Consider the following 17,453-nt stretch of genomic DNA (forward strand, 5'->3'; position numbering starts at 1 on the left):
AGCCTATGCAGAGGGCCGGCACGTGTTCGTCGCTCGATTCAGCGTCCCTCTGGACAGGGCACCGCAAGGCAGAAGTCTCCCCGTGATCAGTTCGATCATCGAGGCGATCGAGGCTTAGGGGTGGCACTTGGAGCACATGGCCACCAGCGTCCTGGTAGCCGCCCTCAACCGCCACGGCAACGTCACATGCCTATTCCGTCGAAGTGAATGAGACATGAGCGGCGGTGGCGTCATCGTAGGTCTTGCCGCGGGGCCAGCGTTCGCCGTGCGGATCTGAGTGCTCGGCGGCCCGGACTTCGGAGATGAGGTTCGCCGGCCCGTGCTGGTCGAGCGCGTCGAGGGCTTCGCGCCAGGTGGCCAGGTGGAAGCGGTCGACGAGGCGGGAGGCGCCGTCACTGAGCAGGGCGGCTGCGCGCACTCGGTCGGCGGGCATGCTGCCGGTGAGGGCCTGGTCGGCGGCGAGGGGATCGGTGGCGGCGACCCAGAAGCCGCCGTCACGGTTGCGGTAGGAGCGCAGGGTCTCGACGTAGCGCCGGTGGGCCGAGACGTGTGCGTCGCTGCCGGAGTCGAGGGCGTCCATCTCGGCTCTGTAGGGGGCGCCTACCTGGGCTTCCCGATCGTCGCAGATGACCGTCGGGTCCGTGGTGCCGATGACGTCCAGGACGAGGACGGAGTCGGCCAGGACGAGCCATTCGATCAGCTCGTTCCTGCGGCGCAGCATGATGACGGTGGCCGAGGGAGAGCCGGGGTGGTTCAGGTCGCAGGTGTCGTCGTGGAGCGAGCTGACCGTCTTGATCGCTTCGGCCAACAGTTCAGGCAGAGGGCTGGGACTCTGACTGATCGAGGCGATGAGGGTGGAGCCGAGGGTGCGGGAGTACCAGGCCACGCCGTGTGAGCAGCCGGAGTCTGAGCCGGGCGGGGTGCCTGCGCCGTCGAGGAGCACAGCGGCGTCCGGGGTGGCGGCGACGAAGTCCTCGTTCGCGCGGCCTGGGGCTGCTTGGGTGGCGAAGGTGACCCGCACGGCTTACTCCTCTTCGTGCCGGTAGAGCGGGCTCGCCAACTCGGCCTTGATGGGCTCACCTGTTGACGGGTCGTACTCGACGCTGACCACCGTGGAGAAGCGCTTGTCGCCAACCTGTCCCCACAGGGTCGCGATCTCGGTCTGGAGGAGCTGCACCACACCGAGGGAGCCTTGGGGGTGGATGCCGGTGAAGATGAGCAGGTTGCCGTTGTTGTCCGGCCGTGCGAGCCGTCCCAGGTAGGCGTAGTCGACGGGTCGGGCCGGTGCGCTGTCGGAGCCAGAACGATAGATCGTGTCGGTACGAGTGTCGTGCAGCGTCCACACGTCGTCCTTGACCCACTTCAGAACTGGGTCGGACTCGTACAGCGCCCCGGTGACAGGGGAGAGGCGAGGGCCGCAGAGAACCATGAGGTTCGGCCGGTTGAGGTTGAGTTCGCCATTGAGCGGGACGTGTTCCAGTTCCATCGCCAGGTCGAAGCCGCGGACGAGGTCTTCAAGGCGCTTGGCGGCGGCGACGTCCTCCATCGCGACCACGGGGCGGGCGTTGTTCGCCTCGCGCTTGAGAGGAATGGCCAGGGTGACGGTCCCTGTTCCGAGGAACGCGCCCTCAGGGGCCGGCCCGGTGTGACGGATCTGGTGGATACGTCCTCGGGTGAGCCCGGCTTCCTTGGCGATCTGCGCGTACGACAGGCCCTGAGCGTGGAGGTCCTGGATCACGCGGCGACGCAGCCGGGCCAACTCGGTGACCTCTTGCTGTGCGGCATTGAGGCGTTCGGTCGCGACCCGCAGCAGTTGGAACGGGTCTTCGATCGCGGCAATGCGATCCACGTCGCTCGGCGGCACAGGTCCCCCCTTGATCACTGCACGTGAGTCTAGGCCCCTAGACGGTTTGCCGTCTATCCCCCTCGACAGAACGAAGTGTAGTGGTTCGCCGGTTTTAGAACTGACTGCACGAATCGCTGATCGCCGGTTAGGGACGCCTCTCGGGCTCATCGTGCCAGGCCCGTGAGCAGTGCGTGCCACATCGCGTGGGCTTGGGCGAGCCGCACTCGACGGGTCTCTGTCACGACCAGGTCTCCGCCTTGGGTGACGCGCCGAACGAAGCCCAGCCCGCCGGCTTCGCACAACTCGTAGTAGACGCTTCGGCAGGCGCAGGTCCAGTCGGTAACACGGCACGGTTCATCCCGCCGAGACGGATACCAGGTGAGCTTTGCGCAGGCACCTTGTGGCAGCGGTACGTGCGGCGACAGGCAGGGGCTCATGAGCAGGAAGCCGTCTGTTGCTGGTACCGCAACACCGCCCAGACCGTCCGCCCACCGTCATCACCCCAGACGCCCCAGTCGAGCGCCAGAGCGGAGACGAGCAGCAGGCCACGCCCACCTTCCGCTCCCATGGACGGACAGAAGACCGCTGGGGAGGACGGCCCTCCTTCGTCGAGGACGCCGAGCCAAAGTCGGTCGGGGTGGGCCTGGACGGTTACCAGGAACCGGCCGCCGAAGCGTCCGCTCGCGGAGTGCCGTATCGCGTTCGTGGCCAGCTCGCTGACGACAAGCTCCGCCTCGTCGACGGTCGGGGAGCCTTGCAGGAGCGCGGTGACGAAGCGCCGTGCTTCCGTGATGGATGGGGCGGAGCCGAGGAAGTAGCGGGAGAAGCGCCAAGCCGACATGAAGGAGCTCCGTCGTCTAGGGGGCTATACATCGGATGGCGTCAGAGTATGAGCGACCCTAGAACTACCTCAAGCTATTCGGCGCATAAATGCGTCACTTCTCTAGCCGCTTGACCAGCTCCCGGTAGTCATCGGCAATGGTCCGCAGTAGTTCGCGGAGTTCGTCCCCATAGACAGCCACGCCGGCGAACGCCTCGAACGTCTGGAGATGAGCGGCCAGCTCCCCGGGATCGGTCATCGTCAGATCCCCGGTCAAGCTCTCCACTACGCTCACAGTCCCGTCATAGACCGTGAACCCATGCAGCGGAAACGCCGGCACCTGCACCGACCACGGCACAACCCCGAGCGTCACATGCGAGAGCGTGGACATCTGAGCTAACCGATCAAGCTGCGCCAGCATCAACGAGGGCGACCCCGGCCATGTCCGCACAGCACCTTCGGTCAGCACAAACGAGAACTTCCGACCTGCATCGAAGAGCACGGCTTGAGCCTCCACCCGCACAGCCGCCGCCTTTGCGACATCGCTTTCCTCGACATCACGCCCCACGGCGAGCGCCAGCCGCGCGAACTCCGCCGTCTGCAAGAGGACCGGAATCACGGCTGACTGGAAGCACACAAGTTGCTGGACCGTCCTCAGTCGCGCAGCGTTCGCTGCCTCCTGGCCAGCGACCCCTCCCTTCAACTGGGAAACCTCTTCACGAAGCCGACGAAGGAGAGCATCCAACTCGGCTCGACGTGAACCAGCCAAGCCAAGCGCAGTGACCAAGCGCTCCACAGTCTCGGGGGTGGGAAGCAGTTGCCCCGTCTCAATTCGGGAGATCGTAGGCTGCGCCACCTGTGCCCGAGCTGCAAGAACCTTGCCGGTGAGGCCGGCCTCTTGTCGCAGCCTCCGCAGCAACTCACCCAATGTTCTCAAACGACCCCGTCGCTCATCCACAGGGAGCGTTCTACCACTCGTCCAGCCCATGCGCTGTCACATCCATGGATGAGCAATATCTAGGCGGAGTTTTCATGAGGTGCCGCCTGTGGCACGCTCTCACAAGTCGGAGGTCTAGCCGCGGCCCTTGCCGGTCGGCATCTCTAGCACTGCCTGGCACGGGCAGTATCAACTGCTGTAAACAGTCGAGATGCGAGACAGACTCTCATTCGGTCGCGACCAACGTGCTGACCCGGTAGAGCCGGGCCTTAGAAGGCAAACACTCGGCGAGCACGCAACCGCTCATGAAGGCCTTCAGGATCAGGCTTGTCCCCGTAGGATGAGAGGTGGCTTCTCCGTTATCGGATTATCTGCACTACGAAAAGCGCTATAAGGATTTTGGAAACGGTGCCCCGGGATGTCTTCGTCTGCAAAACAGTACGATATATTCATCTGCTATTCATCGGCGGACAAGATGGCAGTTTCGGAAATTGCCGAGCGCCTGAAGCGTCGCGGCCTGAAGATATGGCTCGATGAATGGGCTATCAAGCCCGGCGATCTCCTATTGGAGAAGATTGAAAACGGAATTGCTGGTGCACAGTATTTTCTTGCTTTTATTTCAACCCACTCTGTGGATTCACGGTGGGTTAAGCATGAACTGGCTTCTGGAATGTCGCTGGAAATAGCCGGAAAAGAAGTGAGAGTCGTTCCCGCCCTGATGGGAGCAATGGACTTCTCTGGCCTACCGGCATCGCTGAGCGGAAAGAATTGTCTCGATTTTCGGACAGAAGGGGCCATAATAGCTTCAATAGAAAAGCTTGTCGATTTAGTTGATCCCGAGCGAAGAGTCCGCAAGGAGCTTCTGAAGGAGCTGAGAAGGCCAGACTCCCTTGATGGTGCAACCTTCAGTAAACTGTGTAGATATGCCCATCATCATAGGGATCAAACACTTGAGGTGGCAGCCCTCAAGGGATTGGTGCAGTTTCCTGGAACCCCGGCAGTGCTCGAGATAACTAGGCGCTCCCTTCATGAGTGGGGAATGCAGACAATTGGTACAGCGATAAACCTTCTCGGTAAGCGGGCTGAAGATGGCGGATTGCTTGCGCTCACGTCGACCTGCCTGATGGACTTAAGGTTCTACGTCCAAAAGCTGAAAGAAATCTCTAAGGTGATCGGTCCGGATGCTCTTCCTTATTCCTTCGAGACTGTACGCCACACCTCTCTGATGGAGTACATGCTCATAGAAGACGCACTTAGCGAGAAGGTGGATGTGGTTCGCGAGCTGCAGTGGCACGAAAATCCCGACATAGCGAATGGTGCACTATTGGCCCTCTGGAGTATGCGCCAGCACCGAATCGGTAGCGTGAGTCTTGAGATCAACAAGAAACAACTCGATGCTGCAATGAATTTTGGTGCAGATAGGCTGCCTGGTTTAACGGACTTGCTTAAGGCTGGTCCCGACAGTCCAGTGAGGCATAGATGAAAAGAGAGCTATTTGCCTCTAGGTTCGCAATGCTTCAGCCATTTTGGTCACGAGCAGAGCATGTTTGTCTGGAGGCGCGTTGCGGAAGTCAGCGTAGTAGCGGGTCTGTGCGAATCCGGGCAATTCTACGTCGCCAATAACCACGGGGATGAACCGTCGACCTGTCTCGATCGACTGATGCATTAATGTGGCATACTCCTGCTTAACCCAGCCGCTGGCTACCGACGATGGACTAAAGACCAATATTCCGTGCATGGATTGACGGATAGCGAGTTCGATTGTGTGCACTAGGACATCGCCGATCCTGAGGACTACTTCGTCGCGGGCAACTGTAATTCCTTGCGCTTCTAGATCGCGGCAGAGCTCGGCGACCCAGGTGGCATCGTTGTGCGAATACGATACGAAAACGTCATAGCGAGATGGCATGAACTCTTCCGACCTCTTGCCTATTGGAGACGATGGCGGAATTCCCTGCTGGGGCCGAAATGGCGGCTTCCGCCGCACTGCGACCCATCCGAAATAAGCTGCAAAAATCCCTGCTAGCGTGCCGGTTGCAGTGAAGATAAGGGAGGCCACATCCACAACAGGTAATACTAGAGGACGTCATTGGCTCATCGTCTACCAGATCTTGATGATGCACTGCCGAATTGTGCTTATAGAGATCAAGGGCGGCGCTCCGCGCCGCCGCGCGGCCCTGCGCTCGGCCGCACGCTGCGCGTGCGGCCTGGGGGCCGTTCTCGCGCGCGGCCGTGCTCGGGCCGCGGGGGCACGGATATTCCGGCCGATGCTCAAAGCCGATAGCGTCAAAGGGTGGACCACGGCGATCCCGCAATCCGGCTATGGAGCGACGCCGAGCTCGCTGTCGCGACTGGCCTCCTGGCGCTGCTGATCCTCCTACCAACTGTCATCTGGCTTGCCATGATGATGCTGCACCGCCGCGGGTAGCGCTTCCAGTGGGATATTCCTGCTCCCCAGATGGGGGCCCTTGGTAGTAGTCGGTGTTCCACCAGAAGCTCGGGCGTCGCCGCTGCCGCCACCATGGCCAATCAGGTGACGCGAGGGGATTCGGCGATGTTCGGGCGAGAAAGCTTCTATCGATAGGTAGCACCAGGTTGTAGAGATACGGTCGCGCCCAGCGAGGCAACGCGATGAGCACCTGTTCCAGTTCCCCGCGTGGATCGTGTTCCCAACATCCGAGGCATGTGCAGGTGGGCAGGAGGCGGGTGGAGGTGCCGGGAATCACTTCCCGTGTCCAGGCCAGCAGCACCGCAGCCACATAACCAGGCCCCCACCGGGTGTGCTCCAGCGTGATCACCGCGGCCATGGGGCGTGGTCCGAGACCGGGAACCTGATGAATAGAGGGTCTGTGGGTTACACACGTGAATCTTCGCGTGCGAACCACTGAAGGGCGCCTACGCGGCATGGCCCTTTCTGATCGAAGTCATGTGCATGATGATCGCATGCCAAGGGCGTGACTTCCAGGCCTCGATTGCCGAAGCAAACTACGCCTCCGGCGGGGGCCTCCGGCTCCGGGATGCTCGCCGTGCCGGCTGCCAGGGCCGTTGGTGGTTGAGGTGGAAGCCTGATCATCCCGTCGCCATCGCCCCAGGACAAGCCCAGCAGACCAAGGGCCTTGGGCGAAGGTCGTTCCTCCGGTTGGGGGCTCCACCTTCACCCCAGGCCCTTGGCCCGCTTCCCTGACGGGTGGGACGACGGCGACGGGATGATCAGGCGGGCCATTAGCGGGCCATTAAGGGCGGTCAACAGGGGCCACTCACGGTCACTCGCGGGCTGTGACTCGCCCAGGTGGGGGCCGTTTCCGCTGAAGATCAAGCCGTTTTGCAAGCAGGATGTCAGGAGTTCGAATCTCCTAGGCTCCACTCATACAAAAGCCCAGGTCATCGGCCTGGGCTTCTGATTGTTGTGGGCCTTGTTCTGGGGGCGTGCCCGATGTCACAGCATGGCTGGCCGGCGCGCATGCTTGGGGGGCGATCGAGGGTCCAGGGCTTCGTTCCTCAGCCCTGGACCACCGTCTTTCGCAGTTCCCGTCCCGACCTCTCCTCCTCTGGAGATCAGCACACGTCCAAGAGCTGATCACTCAGGTCGGTCCGGTCGAGGAGCAATGGAAACGACGAGGTCCTTTGGGAACCTACGTATCAGCGCGCTATGTTGTACCGCATGTAGTGGTCGCCAGGTGGAGTGAACTCCATCCCGTTCTCGTCAAGCGCGTTGTGGACTGTCACGTGGCCGTTCGGAAAGCCGAACCCCAAGGACACGATCGTCCCCTCCACAAAATCTCTGTTCCGCCACGTCAGCAGCTCCACTGCCGAGCAAGGCTGCCCCACCAGCGCGATGAGGTCGTTCGGTACGTCGTCTCGCCACGCGAGGTGAAAGTCCGTCCAGTCCGGCGAGCGCGCTGGATCGATGGTGTTCCAGGTGATGGAGAGTTCGTCGAACTTCCAGTGGTTGATCTCGACCTGTTCGCCCTCGAAGTCCAGGAGGACCGGGCAGTCGGCGAACCACTTGTCCTCGTCAAGGTCCCACACCACCAGCGCTCGGAACAGTCGCCGACCGACGAGGCGGCCCAATCTCGCCCCATGAGTGGCAGTGATCGCCGAGCGTCCGCTCAACCATTCCGGCCTGTATCCGGGGATTCCGAAGTTGAACATTCAGTGATTGTGCCGGATGCCGTCGAAGGGCTTCTCGGGGCAGTCGGCCTCCGCCCACCCGACAAGAGCATCAGTCAGGGCGTGAGGCGGCATTGCCGACGAAGTCTCGAAAGGCTTCCAACAGCTCAGTGAGGTTCAGAGGCCCACATGCTCCTTCGAAGTGGAGCCCGCTGCTCCAGGCGTGTACCCAGTCATCCTCGGCGCGCTCCACCACTAGAGCCTGTACGGAGTTCGGATCTTTAGGCTGGCCGGAGGCTTCGGATCCATATGACGGCCCCGCGTAGGTGCAAGCCCGCCAGGTAGCTGTCGGGCGTCTTGTCGAAGCGGAAGGCCAGCCCACGCCACTGTTTGATTCGGTTGATGCAGCGTTCGGCTGTGTTGCGCTGCTTGTAGAGCTCGGGATCATGAGTGACCGGCCTCCCGCCGGCAGATCCGCGCTTCTTGCGGTTGGCCGCCTGGTCGGCCTTCTCCGGGATGACCGCCTTGATCCCGCGCCTGCGCAGATAGGCGCGGTTGCCGCGCGAGGAGTACGCCTTGTCCGCGGCCACCGCACTCGGCCGGGTGCGCGGACGGCCCACCGACAGGTGGATCTTGACGCCTTCCAGCACCGGGCAGAACTGCGGGCTGTCCCCGGCCTGGCCGACAGTCAGGACGAAGGACAGCGGACGACATCGACCATCAGCCGCCAGATGCACCTTGCTGGTCAACCCGCCCCGCGAGCGGCCCAGCTTGGCCGCCTTCAGCCGGAACCGGTGCCGGCGTCGTAGCCGTCGCCGTTCGTCCCCCTTGTCGTCAGCCCCGCCGTCAGCCCCGTCAGCCCCGTCGTGGTTGTCCCTGCGCTCTTCATCGCTGGGATCGCTGGGGTCGTCGTCGGGGGCGTTTTGCCCCTTTGGCGTAGCCCCCTTTCCTGCCGGGCGGCTTCTTCCAACGCTGCGCTCAGCTCGCCGTCCAACACCATCCCTGCAGCATGATGGTGGGCGCGGACAGTGGTGGAGTCGACGCTGACCAGGTCGAGATCGGCCTGTCCCCGGGCTGCGGCCTCAGATCACCGATGTACGGATGCCGCCCCGCAGCGTCGACGACGGACTGCGGGCCGCACTGGCGATCCGCGCCGAGCATCCGGAGATCGGCATCCTGGTGCTGTCGCAGTATCTCGGTGACGCCTACGCGGCCAAATTGACCGCCGAGCCCGCGAACGGGCCTCGCCGTGGTGGCGCCGGCTATCTCCTCAAGGATCGCGTCGGCAGGGTCGTCGACTTCATGCAGTCCCTCGACGTCATCGCAGGCGGCGGCATCGTCATCGACCCCAAGGTCATCGGGCACCTCATGTCCTCCGGGCGCCCGCACGCGCTCGACATGCTCAGCGAGCGCGAACACGAGGTCCTGGGCCGGATGGCGACCGGGGAGAGCAACGCCCACATCGCCGCAGGCTTGCACGTCACCGAGGGCGCGGTCGTCAAGCACATCGGCAACATCTTCGCCAAACTTGGCCTCCAAGCCCAGGACGGCAATCGGCGCGTCCTGGCAGTCCTCACCTACCTCCAGGCGGCCCGACCGGAAGATCCCTGATCAGGTCTCCGGCGGCGGTGGAGTGGCGGCGTTCGGGGAGCGAGACGGGACGGCTTTGAGGGGGTCGGATTGTGCGTTTGGGCGCGGCGGCGTGCTCCGGGCCTTCTGCCTGTTCGCCGTATCGACGGAGCGCATGGGCCGGGGTTGTGACGTCGCCGCGCAGACGCTGTCCTGCGATCGCACATGTGGGGCTGGCCACTTGTAGAAGTGAAAGGTCAGCGCTGGCCCACTGAGCCGGGTGGCTGATCGTCGTATGGGTTCGGCTCCCGCCACCATGTTTCGTCCTCGTCCCATTCCGTAGGCTCGGCCCACTGCTGGGCGCGCAGGACGATCTCGGCGGGAAGGCGTACAGAGTGGTCTCTTACATAGTGGGCCAGCCCTTGCGGCCACAGGAACACGCCGTCCGTGAGCTCCAGATTGCCGCTGGGCTCGTTACAGATCCGGCATGGTGAAGGGCCTGTTGCTCTGTAGGGAGCCTGTTGACCGCTCTCCAGGTAGAGAGCGAGCAGGTCGCGCTCTTCGGGGTCCCAGTCGGGATCGATCAACTCGTGCGGACGAGGCCGTTCCGGAGCTTCGGGACTCCACCAGTAGCCGATCATTCGCGCCGAGCCGTGGGCATCCACCATGAGGAGATGTTTGCAGATCAGGACTGGTCTTGGCCTCGTAAAGTGTCAGTCGGCGGGTGAGCTTGGCAGAATGAACCGGTGCGGCAGCCGGGCGAGGACGAGGCGCGAATGGGGGCTTGGCGGCTACTGCATGGGGCTTTGGAACGTTTGGCGTGGCCGGCGTCTGATCAGATCGCGTGGCTCGGATCCGTGATGTGCCCTGATGAGCTTGCTCTGGATTTCGATCACGCGTACAGGGTCTCGTGGATGGCGCGGGAGGCCGGCTGGATCGGCGACGAGCTGTCCGGGCATCTGGATGAGATCGATCGGCTCCTCGCAGAGTTGACGGAGGAAGGACCGGAGCCGTGGACCTCCGAGGGGCCGCGGAGTCATCCCACTTGGGCGCGTTTGAGAGTCCTCGCGGGTCGCGCTCTGAAGCTCATGCGTGCGGCTCCGTGGACGAGTGGATCAGAGCGCTGATCGTCGTGCCGTTACGACACGAGTTCACCGCGGCGTGCGGCCTGGGGGCGGTTGGTTCCGGATGGCTTCGAAGGAGTTGCCGGCGTGTGGCCTGATCTGTGGACGGTCGTAGGAGAAGCTGATCGAGCGCGATGGGACTTTGCGCCGCTTGAGCGTGTCGGTCCACTGCGTTTCGGCATGAGCCCGCAGGAAGCGATTGCCGCGATGGAGGTACGGGGATTCACCTCCGATGCCGTCTCCCAGGTCGGTAAGGTCGGCCCCTTCGAACAGCTGCGCACGCGCTTTCGCGCCGCGGACGCTCCGATGTACCGGGTGGATGTGGTGGCCTACTACCTCGGCTCGAAGGGACTGACCTGTGTTGTTGCCGACGCCTTGTCCGGACCTCAGGTCTCATTGGACGGGATCCGGCTCGTAGGTCGGCTGCCTTCAGAGCTTTCGGCCGAGCTCGGCGCCTACCTGGAGGGATCCGGCAGAGAAGCGAGCTTCACCGCTGAGGGTGACATCGGCTCAGAAGAGCTGGGGATGATCCCTCGTGCGCAGCGAGCCGGCGACATCCTGCTCACCCGGCTGGTTCTTGGGAGGCCCGACGACTGGGCCAACACCATGGACGACTGCATTCCGGCCGACGAGTGGCGCCTGAACTGAACCCCGTGTGAGACGTTCGTCTGCGGTCTTGTGCATGGTCGAGCCTTCTTGCCGAAGCTGAGTTTCGCGCCGATTCAAGGCCGTCGACGAGCGTTTCTCCGTTGCCGGTACCTGGATTTCATCCACGACAGGCGTTCCAGGCGGTCCTGTTCCTCGTCGCAGCACGGACACTGGATGTCTATCTCCATCCGGTCAAGGATCTCTATCCCGTGATCGGCGACCGTGAACTCCACCATGTCGCGATACAGGCGTGTCAGTCTGTGGCGCCGTCTTCCATACCGGGCGAAGTACTGGTCGATGGCGGTCACAGCTTCCACGTCCAAGGTCATGCCGGCTCCTCTGCTGGGGTCTCGCGATGGTGTGCGTTCAGCTGATCATGATCGAAATCCCTGCGGGGTGTAAGAAGTCGGGCGGTTTGCGCACTTCCCTGGTAGTTGCCCACTGAGGGGAAGGGAGGACGCATGATCGAACCTGGTCTTCGTGACCGGTTCACCGTCTTGTACAGCTCCTGCTATTCGAGCGTGTACGCGTACGCCGTCAGCCGTGCGGGGCGGCAGCTCGCGGAGGAGGTGGCGAGTGAGACGTTCTGCGTCGCGTGGCGGCGGATCGACGACGTGCCGGACGAGGCGCTTCCGTGGCTGCTCGGCGTCGCCCGCAACGTGCTGCGGGAGTCCTACCGGGCGGAGGCCCGGCGTCAGTCGTTGGAGAACGAGCTGGCGGATTGGAGTTCGGCCACGGAGCTGACGGTGCGCGACGTCGCCGAGTCGGTCACCGAGAGGGCAGCCATTTTGCGGGGGCTCGCTGCGCTCTCCGATGAGGATCGTGAACTGCTCACGCTGGTCGCCTGGCATGGTCTGCGAGCCGCGGACGCGGCGAAGGTCGTCGGCTGTTCCACGGCCACGTATTTCGTCCGGTTGCATCGCGCCCGACGCAGGCTCCAGCGTGCACTGGCCGCCGCAGAGCCCCACGCGAGCACAGGCACTGTGTTCTCCTCCCGATCGCTGCCATCTGCAAAGGAGTCCACCCGGTGAAGAAGACCGATGTGATGAAGTCGCTCGCGGCCACTCGTCCGGCGTCGCTCAAGCCGGCGGACGATCCGGAACGGCTCGATCGGATCATCGCGGCCGCGACCGCGCGGCCGTCCACGGAGGTCGGGGGGACGGACGCGCCGGAGCGCGTCCCAGCTCGGCGGCGGCGCCTGCTCTCTCCTGGCCGCTCTCTGCTCGGCCTGGCCGCGGCCGCCGCCGCGGTGGCGGTCATCGTCCCCGCGACGTTGTCCGACAGGACGATCTCTGTCGCGCCTCGGCCCAGTACGTCGGTGTCCGTGACGGGCGAGCCGACCGCCCGGCAGATCCTGCTCGCCGCCGCCGTCGCCGTGGAGAAGGCCCCGGCGAGCGGCGACTACTGGCGTACCGCGACCGTCGACCGGTGGATGTTGACCGACCCCACCCGCAGCTACGTCCTTGAGGGGGGACGCTCCAAGGAGGTGTGGCTGGCGAAGCGGCCGGATCTGCGGAGCTGGCGCGTCTGGCAGGACCTCGGCGTCAAGCCCGCGACGCCACAGGACGAGGCCGCCTGGCGGGACGCGGGGGCGCCCACCAGCTGGCGATACCCCAAGGACATGAGGACGGAGAACCTGTTCTCCGTCCCGTCCAAGCCGCTGGAGACGGCGGCAGGCGAGCGGACCGGCGAACAGCTTCACTGGAAGCTGGTCGGTGAGCTCGCAGGGAAACCGTTGACCTGGGAGGAGGCGAGCGCGATCCCGAGCGAGCCCGAGCCACTCCGGACCTACCTGGAAGAGCGCATCGGCAAGCTGGACCTGACCGGATCCGGCATGGACGTGGAGGAGGCGAAGGCGCACATCCTCCTCCGGAACTGTGTGGACATCATCAGTACGCTGCCGGCCTCGCCCGAGACCCGTGCGTCCGCGTACCGGATCCTTGCGTCGCTGCCCGGCATACGGGCTGAGGGGGAGATGACCGATCCGCTGGGCCGGCGCGGGGAGACGCTCGCCTATCAGGAGGAGATCGAGCCGGGCGTGTTCGCCCAGGTTCAGCTCGTGGTCGACCCCGGCGCCGGTCAGCTTCTCGCCGAAGTGCGGACGAACACCACCAAGCTTGAGAACGGGCGGCGGGCGGAGCTGCGTCTCTCGACCTCGTTCCAGGCGATCGGCTGGACAGACGAGCGTCCGGAACTGCCAGTGAAGAAGGACTGACTCACTTGCGGCGGGCAGGGCCGGAAGAGGGGCGGTGGTGCGTCGTCGTAGGCCTTGCCCGCTCAGGGGCGGGGCAGACCCCAGAAGCTTGCGGCCGGTCCAGTGCAACCTGATGACACGGCGACGTCCCGTCACACCAGGCCGACTGCCATGGGATTCTCATCGCTGCACATATGCCTCGATGCCATCAAGAATCCTGGCAAGGCCGAATTCGAAGCCGTCGAGCGGGGCTTCGTCGGCGAGGAACATCGGATCCTCGATCGCGTCCGCGACGGCGTTCAGGTTGCGGGAGCGGAGTTGGCCGTCCAGGAACACGCGCACCGCGCGTACGGCTCGTTGCTGGTCGGGGTTCGCGCGGCGCAGCGCGGCCGGGGTCGGGGTGTTGCGCCGCAGGTTGGCGCCGTACCGGGCGTGGCTGTCGAGGAGGTACGCGCAGTTCAGCGTCTGCTGGGCCGCCATTCCGGTCGAGCCGAGCACGGTGATCAGGGCGTCCAGCCAGGCCGCGTTGTGCGGGGTCAGGGAGACGGTCGTCGGCACGTCCAGCAGCCAAGGGCGTGAGAGGAAGCGTTCGAACAGCTGGCGGGCCCACAGCGCGGCCGCCTCTCGCCAGTCGCCGTCCGGCAGTGCGGGTGGGTCGCCCCAGGCACGATCGGCCAGGAGCACGATGAGCTCGTCCTTGGAGCTGACGTAGCGGTACAGCGCGTTGGTGGTGACGCCGATCCGGGCGGCCACCTTCGGCAGCGAGGCGGCGGCGATGCCCTCCTCGTCGGCCAGTTCCGTCGCGACCGCGATGATCTTCTCGACGCTGTGCGCCGGCTTCGGGCCGCGCCGCCCCCCGGTGTCGACGACGCCCCAGGCCGCGGCCAGGCCCGGCGGCAGCGCCCCGAAGTCGGCGTCGTCGGCGTTCGCGCGATCTCGCGCAGAGTCGGGTCCGGGGCTCTTGCGTGGGGTCATGGCCGGCATCCTCTCGAAGATCTGAGAGAAATAGTAGACGGCTTACACAGTTGTTGTTACTGTGCATGCCATGAACACTTCATTGCTTACACAGATTCCGCTTCCGCCCACGGCTCGCCGCTGGATCGGCGTGGCCGCGATCCTCGGCGCCGTCTTCGCGATGGCCGAGCTCCCGCTCTACTTCGTCGTGCCTGCATGTGACCCTCCGGCCTGCAGCGTCGAGACCGGCGCGCTCATGCCGGACTGGCTGATCCTCACCCGTACGCTCTTCAACTTCTGTGCGCTCACGCTGTTCCTGGTGTTCATGAGCGGCGTCCGACCCCTGATCACGCGGGCCGACGCCCGCTACGAATGGTTCGGGGCGGTCGCCGGCACCGCCGGCGTGGCGTGGACGATCATCGACATGGTCGCCAAGGGGATCGAAGGCAGCAATGCCATCAAGGCCGTCGAGGAGATCGACCCGACCCGTACCGTGCCCACCTACCTGCTCTACGGCTCCATGAGCCACCTGATGCTCGTCGTCTTCGGTGTCGCCTTCGGGTACGCGGTGCTGCGCACCGGCGCCCTCTCACGGTGGGTCGGCTGGTCGTCGTTCGGCATCGCCGCACTGCACCTGGCCGGGGTGCCGTCGATGTTCTTCGGCTTCAACTCGTCGGAGTTCTACGCCTCCAACGGCTGGGGTGCGGTCGCGATGTTCAACGGCATCGCCGCCATCTGGGTGGCGGCCGTCGGCGTCGCGACGCTGAGGCGGAAGCCTGCGCGGGCACTCGTCTGACGGCCGTCGCACAGGCGCTTACGCGTGGCGGGTTCGGCAGGTCGGATTCCGCCGACCCCGCCCCTCATGCGTCGCCTCTGTTGTCCCCGCCCGACATCGCTCGTCGCCGTCCCGCGGTCCGAGCTCGACGGCTGGGCCGGTGTGGTGAGCGCCGACGGCGCGGGCCTGCCGCCGGAACGGCTCGCCGACCGCCTGCGCGTCAGGCGCACCGGTTTCGCGGAACTGGGCGGCGGGTTGTCGATGAACGCGGTCCCCGGCGGCGGCGTCACGGTCAGCGCCGTCCTGCCCGCCACACGACACATCTGAGCGAACGCGGCGGCGACGGGATCGGCGATCCGGGCCGTCCAGCCGGAGGAGCAGCTCAGCGGGACCCGCCATCAGCGCCTGGCCGGCGAGTTCGTCCATCCCTGTATCTTGAGCGCTGTTCCTGGCGCAGAAGACAGTCGGCCGGTTCTTGGGCAGGACCGGTGTCCCTGTTCGCTCAGCTGTTGGAGGCCCGGTGTACGTGGTCCATCGATCGGGGAACCAGGGACTACTGGGAAAGTCGGTCCGGCGTCTGGCTGAGCCGACGGTGCTGGAGTGGGTCCGCAGGGTCTGGAACGACGCCACCGCCCAGGACATCGATGACCGGCTCGTACGTGAGTTGGGCGCGGAGGTCTACGGGCTGCGGTGGCTCTTCTCGGAGGGAGGTTCGGCTCCCGAGACCATGCAGGAACTCCGCACCCTGGCCAGAACACGGCTCCCGGCCGTATCCCAGTGCAACGTTGACGCGCACAGCGTTCGCGTTCTGGCCAAGGGGCTCGACCATGACGTCGCCTACTGTCTCGTCGACGACATCGCGGTCGCGGCAAGTCCGGAGCGGTGGGCCTTTGCCGTGCACGACGGGCCGCTGCCCGAACGTACGAGAGGCTCGACCTCACGACGAACCACGTGTGTGGACCTCCGCCGATGGTCTTGCGAGAAGCGTCCGCCGGGCGATCTGACGGCCGGAGAAGTGCTCGGCACGGTGGAGATCCAGTTCCAGCAGCCGTCACCTGACGCCTGCAGGTTCACCGACTTCCTCGTCACCCGCACCCGTCATGGGCAGGCTGTCGTCGGGATGCTCGCTCGGCGCGTCCGTCAGGACCTTCAAGGGGCCGGTGTCGGTCGTACCACCGGCTGGCTGCCCGGGACCCACCTGTATCCGCACGGTCGTCTCTTCCTGCGGGTGCTCGGCCGGACGTGTGAAGGCTCCGACGGGCCCAGTGTCCTGATCGGCGGATGACCCGCGACGTGACCGCCTCCGGAGCAGGGCCGGAGGCGGCGTGACGGGGAGGTGAGTGGCAGTCAGGCGGGGAGGAGGCCGATGGCTGCCTTGGTCTGGCGGATCTTGGTGCCGGCCAGGTCGCGGGCTCGTTCGGCGCCGGAGCGCAGGGCCTTCTGGACGTGGCCCGGGTCTTCCGACAGGTGCAGGTAGCGGTCGCGGATCGGGGTGAGGGTGGCCACCACCGCGTCGGCCACCGCCTGCTTGAGCTCGCCGTAGCGGTCGAACTGGGACGCCAGGTCCGCGGGGGCGCGGTCGGTGCAGGCGGCCAGGATGGCCAGGAGGTTCGAGACGCCGGGTTTGCGGTCGGGATCGTACGCGACCGTGTTGTCCGCGTCGGTGACGGCGCGCATCACCTTGCGCCGGAGCACGTCGGGGTCGTCGAGCAGGCGCAGGACGCCGCCCGGCGTGGCGGCTGACTTGCTCATCTTGTCGGTGGGGGAGGTCAGGTCCATGAGGCGGGCGGCCACCGGCGGATTGACCGTCGTGGGGACGGTGAAGACCGGGGCATATCGGGTGTTGAACCGCTGGGCGACGGTTCTGGCCAGTTCGACGTGCTGACGCTGGTCCTCGCCGACGGGGACCTGGTCGGTGTCGTACAGCAGGATGTCGGCGGCCATGAGGATCGGGTAGGTCAGCAGGGACATGCGTACCTGCTGCTGGCGGCTGGACTTCTCCTTGAACTGGATCATCCGCTGGGCCTCGCCGTAGCCCGTGGTGCATTCCAGCAGGTAGTGCAGTTCGGTGTGTTCCGGCACGTGCGACTGGACCAGGAACAGGCAGGACTCGGGGTCCGTGCCGGCGGCGAGCAGCAGGGTGGCGAATTCCAGGGTCCGCCGGTGCACCTGGGCGGGGTCGTGGTCCAGGGTGAGCGCGTGCAGGTCGGAGATGAAGACGACGGTGTCCGTGGTGGTCTGTTCGGCGATGATCGGTGCGATGGCGCCGAAGTAGTTGCCGAGGTGCAGGTCGCCGGACGGCGTGAAGCCTGTGAGACGTCGTGGCATCGGTGGAGCTCCCTCAGGTCGGGAGCCGCCTCTCGTCCTGGGACCGGCCGAGGTACGAGGACACCGACGAGCCGCCCGGGACTGGGCGGCCGCTTGGTGTTGGGTCTGCGCGGATGAGCAGTGCCGCCCTGTTAGGGGCGCCACCAAC

At 65.1% G+C, this 17,453-nt stretch carries 19 protein-coding genes and 1 pseudogene; 8 read left to right on the forward strand and 12 right to left on the reverse strand.

Annotated elements, in window-relative coordinates; translation table 11 throughout:
• Positions 1–190: 190 nt before the first annotated feature.
• From ACIA8R_RS02195 to ACIA8R_RS02210, 4 genes are all read right to left on the reverse strand, one after another.
• Complete coding sequence (locus ACIA8R_RS02195) at positions 191–1,021, reverse strand: integrase (protein WP_397036017.1); 831 nt, start codon at positions 1,019–1,021, stop codon at positions 191–193.
• A gap of 3 nt (positions 1,022–1,024) precedes the next feature.
• Positions 1,025–1,864 carry a sigma factor-like helix-turn-helix DNA-binding protein gene (locus tag ACIA8R_RS02200; RefSeq protein WP_397036019.1) on the reverse strand — a complete coding sequence of 280 codons (840 nt, stop codon included), beginning with the start codon at positions 1,862–1,864 and terminating at the stop codon, positions 1,025–1,027.
• A 415-nt stretch (positions 1,865–2,279) separates the two neighbouring features.
• A complete protein-coding gene (locus ACIA8R_RS02205; protein WP_397036021.1) occupies positions 2,280–2,687 on the reverse strand; it encodes an ATP-binding protein in 408 nt (135 codons plus the stop codon).
• A 94-nt stretch (positions 2,688–2,781) separates the two neighbouring features.
• Positions 2,782–3,585 (reverse strand): helix-turn-helix domain-containing protein, encoded by an 804-nt coding sequence (locus ACIA8R_RS02210; protein ID WP_397036023.1) that lies wholly within the window; start codon positions 3,583–3,585, stop codon positions 2,782–2,784.
• A 436-nt stretch (positions 3,586–4,021) separates the two neighbouring features.
• On the opposite strand from ACIA8R_RS02210, the gene ACIA8R_RS02215 reads away from it, so the two are divergent.
• Positions 4,022–5,086, forward strand: coding sequence for a toll/interleukin-1 receptor domain-containing protein (locus ACIA8R_RS02215; RefSeq protein ID WP_397036025.1), 1,065 nt, complete (start codon positions 4,022–4,024; stop codon positions 5,084–5,086).
• Positions 5,087–5,104: 18 nt separating this feature from the next.
• Here the strand turns inward: ACIA8R_RS02215 and ACIA8R_RS02220 are convergent, their stop codons facing one another.
• The 4 genes and pseudogenes from ACIA8R_RS02220 to ACIA8R_RS02235 all read right to left on the reverse strand — a co-directional run.
• A complete protein-coding gene (locus ACIA8R_RS02220; RefSeq protein ID WP_397036027.1) occupies positions 5,105–5,668 on the reverse strand; it encodes a toll/interleukin-1 receptor domain-containing protein in 564 nt (187 codons plus the stop codon).
• Positions 5,669–7,242: 1,574 nt separating this feature from the next.
• Positions 7,243–7,755 carry a hypothetical protein gene (locus ACIA8R_RS02225; RefSeq protein WP_397036029.1) on the reverse strand — a complete coding sequence of 171 codons (513 nt, stop codon included), beginning with the start codon at positions 7,753–7,755 and terminating at the stop codon, positions 7,243–7,245.
• Positions 7,756–7,825: 70 nt separating this feature from the next.
• Positions 7,826–8,095, reverse strand: coding sequence for an Imm53 family immunity protein (locus ACIA8R_RS02230; protein WP_397036529.1), 270 nt, complete (start codon positions 8,093–8,095; stop codon positions 7,826–7,828).
• Positions 7,995–8,534 (reverse strand): annotated as a pseudogene (locus ACIA8R_RS02235) (IS5 family transposase); the annotation flags it as partial. The gene ACIA8R_RS02230 and the pseudogene ACIA8R_RS02235, both read right to left, overlap by 101 nt.
• Before the next feature lie 280 nt (positions 8,535–8,814).
• Here ACIA8R_RS02235 and ACIA8R_RS02240 point away from each other — a divergent pair.
• Positions 8,815–9,324: a LuxR C-terminal-related transcriptional regulator gene (locus ACIA8R_RS02240; protein WP_397036031.1), complete on the forward strand. Its 510-nt coding sequence runs from the start codon at positions 8,815–8,817 to the stop codon at positions 9,322–9,324.
• 215 nt (positions 9,325–9,539) lie between these two features.
• Here the strand turns inward: ACIA8R_RS02240 and ACIA8R_RS02245 are convergent, their stop codons facing one another.
• The gene (locus tag ACIA8R_RS02245) at positions 9,540–9,950 is read right to left on the reverse strand and encodes a hypothetical protein (protein WP_357693228.1); all 411 of its coding nucleotides are present in this window, start codon (positions 9,948–9,950) and stop codon (positions 9,540–9,542) included.
• Positions 9,951–10,493: 543 nt separating this feature from the next.
• Here ACIA8R_RS02245 and ACIA8R_RS02250 point away from each other — a divergent pair.
• A complete protein-coding gene (locus tag ACIA8R_RS02250) occupies positions 10,494–11,054 on the forward strand; it encodes a hypothetical protein (RefSeq protein ID WP_397036033.1) in 561 nt (186 codons plus the stop codon).
• Between the two features lie 74 nt (positions 11,055–11,128).
• Here the strand turns inward: ACIA8R_RS02250 and ACIA8R_RS02255 are convergent, their stop codons facing one another.
• Positions 11,129–11,383, reverse strand: a complete 255-nt coding sequence (locus tag ACIA8R_RS02255; protein ID WP_397036035.1) for a hypothetical protein — start codon at positions 11,381–11,383, stop codon at positions 11,129–11,131.
• Positions 11,384–11,515: 132 nt separating this feature from the next.
• On the opposite strand from ACIA8R_RS02255, the gene ACIA8R_RS02260 reads away from it, so the two are divergent.
• Positions 11,516–12,085, forward strand: a complete 570-nt coding sequence (locus ACIA8R_RS02260) for an RNA polymerase sigma factor (RefSeq protein WP_397036037.1) — start codon at positions 11,516–11,518, stop codon at positions 12,083–12,085.
• Positions 12,082–13,269, forward strand: coding sequence for a CU044_5270 family protein (locus tag ACIA8R_RS02265; RefSeq protein ID WP_397036039.1), 1,188 nt, complete (start codon positions 12,082–12,084; stop codon positions 13,267–13,269). The genes ACIA8R_RS02260 and ACIA8R_RS02265 overlap by 4 nt, the downstream gene beginning before the upstream one ends.
• A gap of 159 nt (positions 13,270–13,428) precedes the next feature.
• Here ACIA8R_RS02265 and ACIA8R_RS02270 read toward each other — a convergent pair whose 3' ends face one another.
• Positions 13,429–14,223 (reverse strand): TetR/AcrR family transcriptional regulator, encoded by a 795-nt coding sequence (locus ACIA8R_RS02270; RefSeq protein WP_397036041.1) that lies wholly within the window; start codon positions 14,221–14,223, stop codon positions 13,429–13,431.
• 70 nt (positions 14,224–14,293) lie between these two features.
• Between ACIA8R_RS02270 and ACIA8R_RS02275 the strand changes: the two genes are divergently transcribed.
• From ACIA8R_RS02275 to ACIA8R_RS02285, 3 genes are all read left to right on the forward strand, one after another.
• Positions 14,294–14,998 carry a hypothetical protein gene (locus tag ACIA8R_RS02275; protein ID WP_364083427.1) on the forward strand — a complete coding sequence of 235 codons (705 nt, stop codon included), beginning with the start codon at positions 14,294–14,296 and terminating at the stop codon, positions 14,996–14,998.
• Positions 14,999–15,064: 66 nt separating this feature from the next.
• Positions 15,065–15,304 carry a hypothetical protein gene (locus ACIA8R_RS02280; protein ID WP_397036043.1) on the forward strand — a complete coding sequence of 80 codons (240 nt, stop codon included), beginning with the start codon at positions 15,065–15,067 and terminating at the stop codon, positions 15,302–15,304.
• Between the two features lie 265 nt (positions 15,305–15,569).
• Positions 15,570–16,262, forward strand: a complete 693-nt coding sequence (locus ACIA8R_RS02285) for a hypothetical protein (protein WP_397036045.1) — start codon at positions 15,570–15,572, stop codon at positions 16,260–16,262.
• Positions 16,263–16,324: 62 nt separating this feature from the next.
• Here the strand turns inward: ACIA8R_RS02285 and trpS are convergent, their stop codons facing one another.
• Positions 16,325–17,305: a tryptophan--tRNA ligase gene (trpS, locus tag ACIA8R_RS02290; protein ID WP_364083418.1), complete on the reverse strand. Its 981-nt coding sequence runs from the start codon at positions 17,303–17,305 to the stop codon at positions 16,325–16,327.
• Positions 17,306–17,453 lie beyond the last annotated feature (148 nt).

Origin of the sequence: Nonomuraea sp. NPDC051191 (assembly GCF_044455665.1) — a bacterium.
In the GTDB taxonomy this organism is placed as follows: domain Bacteria; phylum Actinomycetota; class Actinomycetes; order Streptosporangiales; family Streptosporangiaceae; genus Nonomuraea.

Coding starts and splice junctions, on each gene's coding strand:
- ACIA8R_RS02205 (WP_397036021.1), bottom strand. CDS start 2,687: ATGTCGGCTTGGCGCTTCTCCCGCTACTTCCTCGGCTCCGCCCCATCC.
- ACIA8R_RS02215 (WP_397036025.1), top strand. CDS start 4,022: ATGTCTTCGTCTGCAAAACAGTACGATATATTCATCTGCTATTCATCG.
- ACIA8R_RS02225 (WP_397036029.1), bottom strand. CDS start 7,755: ATGTTCAACTTCGGAATCCCCGGATACAGGCCGGAATGGTTGAGCGGA.
- ACIA8R_RS02240 (WP_397036031.1), top strand. CDS start 8,815: ATGCCGCCCCGCAGCGTCGACGACGGACTGCGGGCCGCACTGGCGATC.
- ACIA8R_RS02245 (WP_357693228.1), bottom strand. CDS start 9,950: ATGGTGGATGCCCACGGCTCGGCGCGAATGATCGGCTACTGGTGGAGT.
- ACIA8R_RS02255 (WP_397036035.1), bottom strand. CDS start 11,383: ATGACCTTGGACGTGGAAGCTGTGACCGCCATCGACCAGTACTTCGCC.
- ACIA8R_RS02260 (WP_397036037.1), top strand. CDS start 11,516: ATGATCGAACCTGGTCTTCGTGACCGGTTCACCGTCTTGTACAGCTCC.
- ACIA8R_RS02270 (WP_397036041.1), bottom strand. CDS start 14,223: ATGACCCCACGCAAGAGCCCCGGACCCGACTCTGCGCGAGATCGCGCG.
- ACIA8R_RS02275 (WP_364083427.1), top strand. CDS start 14,294: ATGAACACTTCATTGCTTACACAGATTCCGCTTCCGCCCACGGCTCGC.
- ACIA8R_RS02280 (WP_397036043.1), top strand. CDS start 15,065: ATGCGTCGCCTCTGTTGTCCCCGCCCGACATCGCTCGTCGCCGTCCCG.
- trpS (WP_364083418.1), bottom strand. CDS start 17,305: ATGCCACGACGTCTCACAGGCTTCACGCCGTCCGGCGACCTGCACCTC.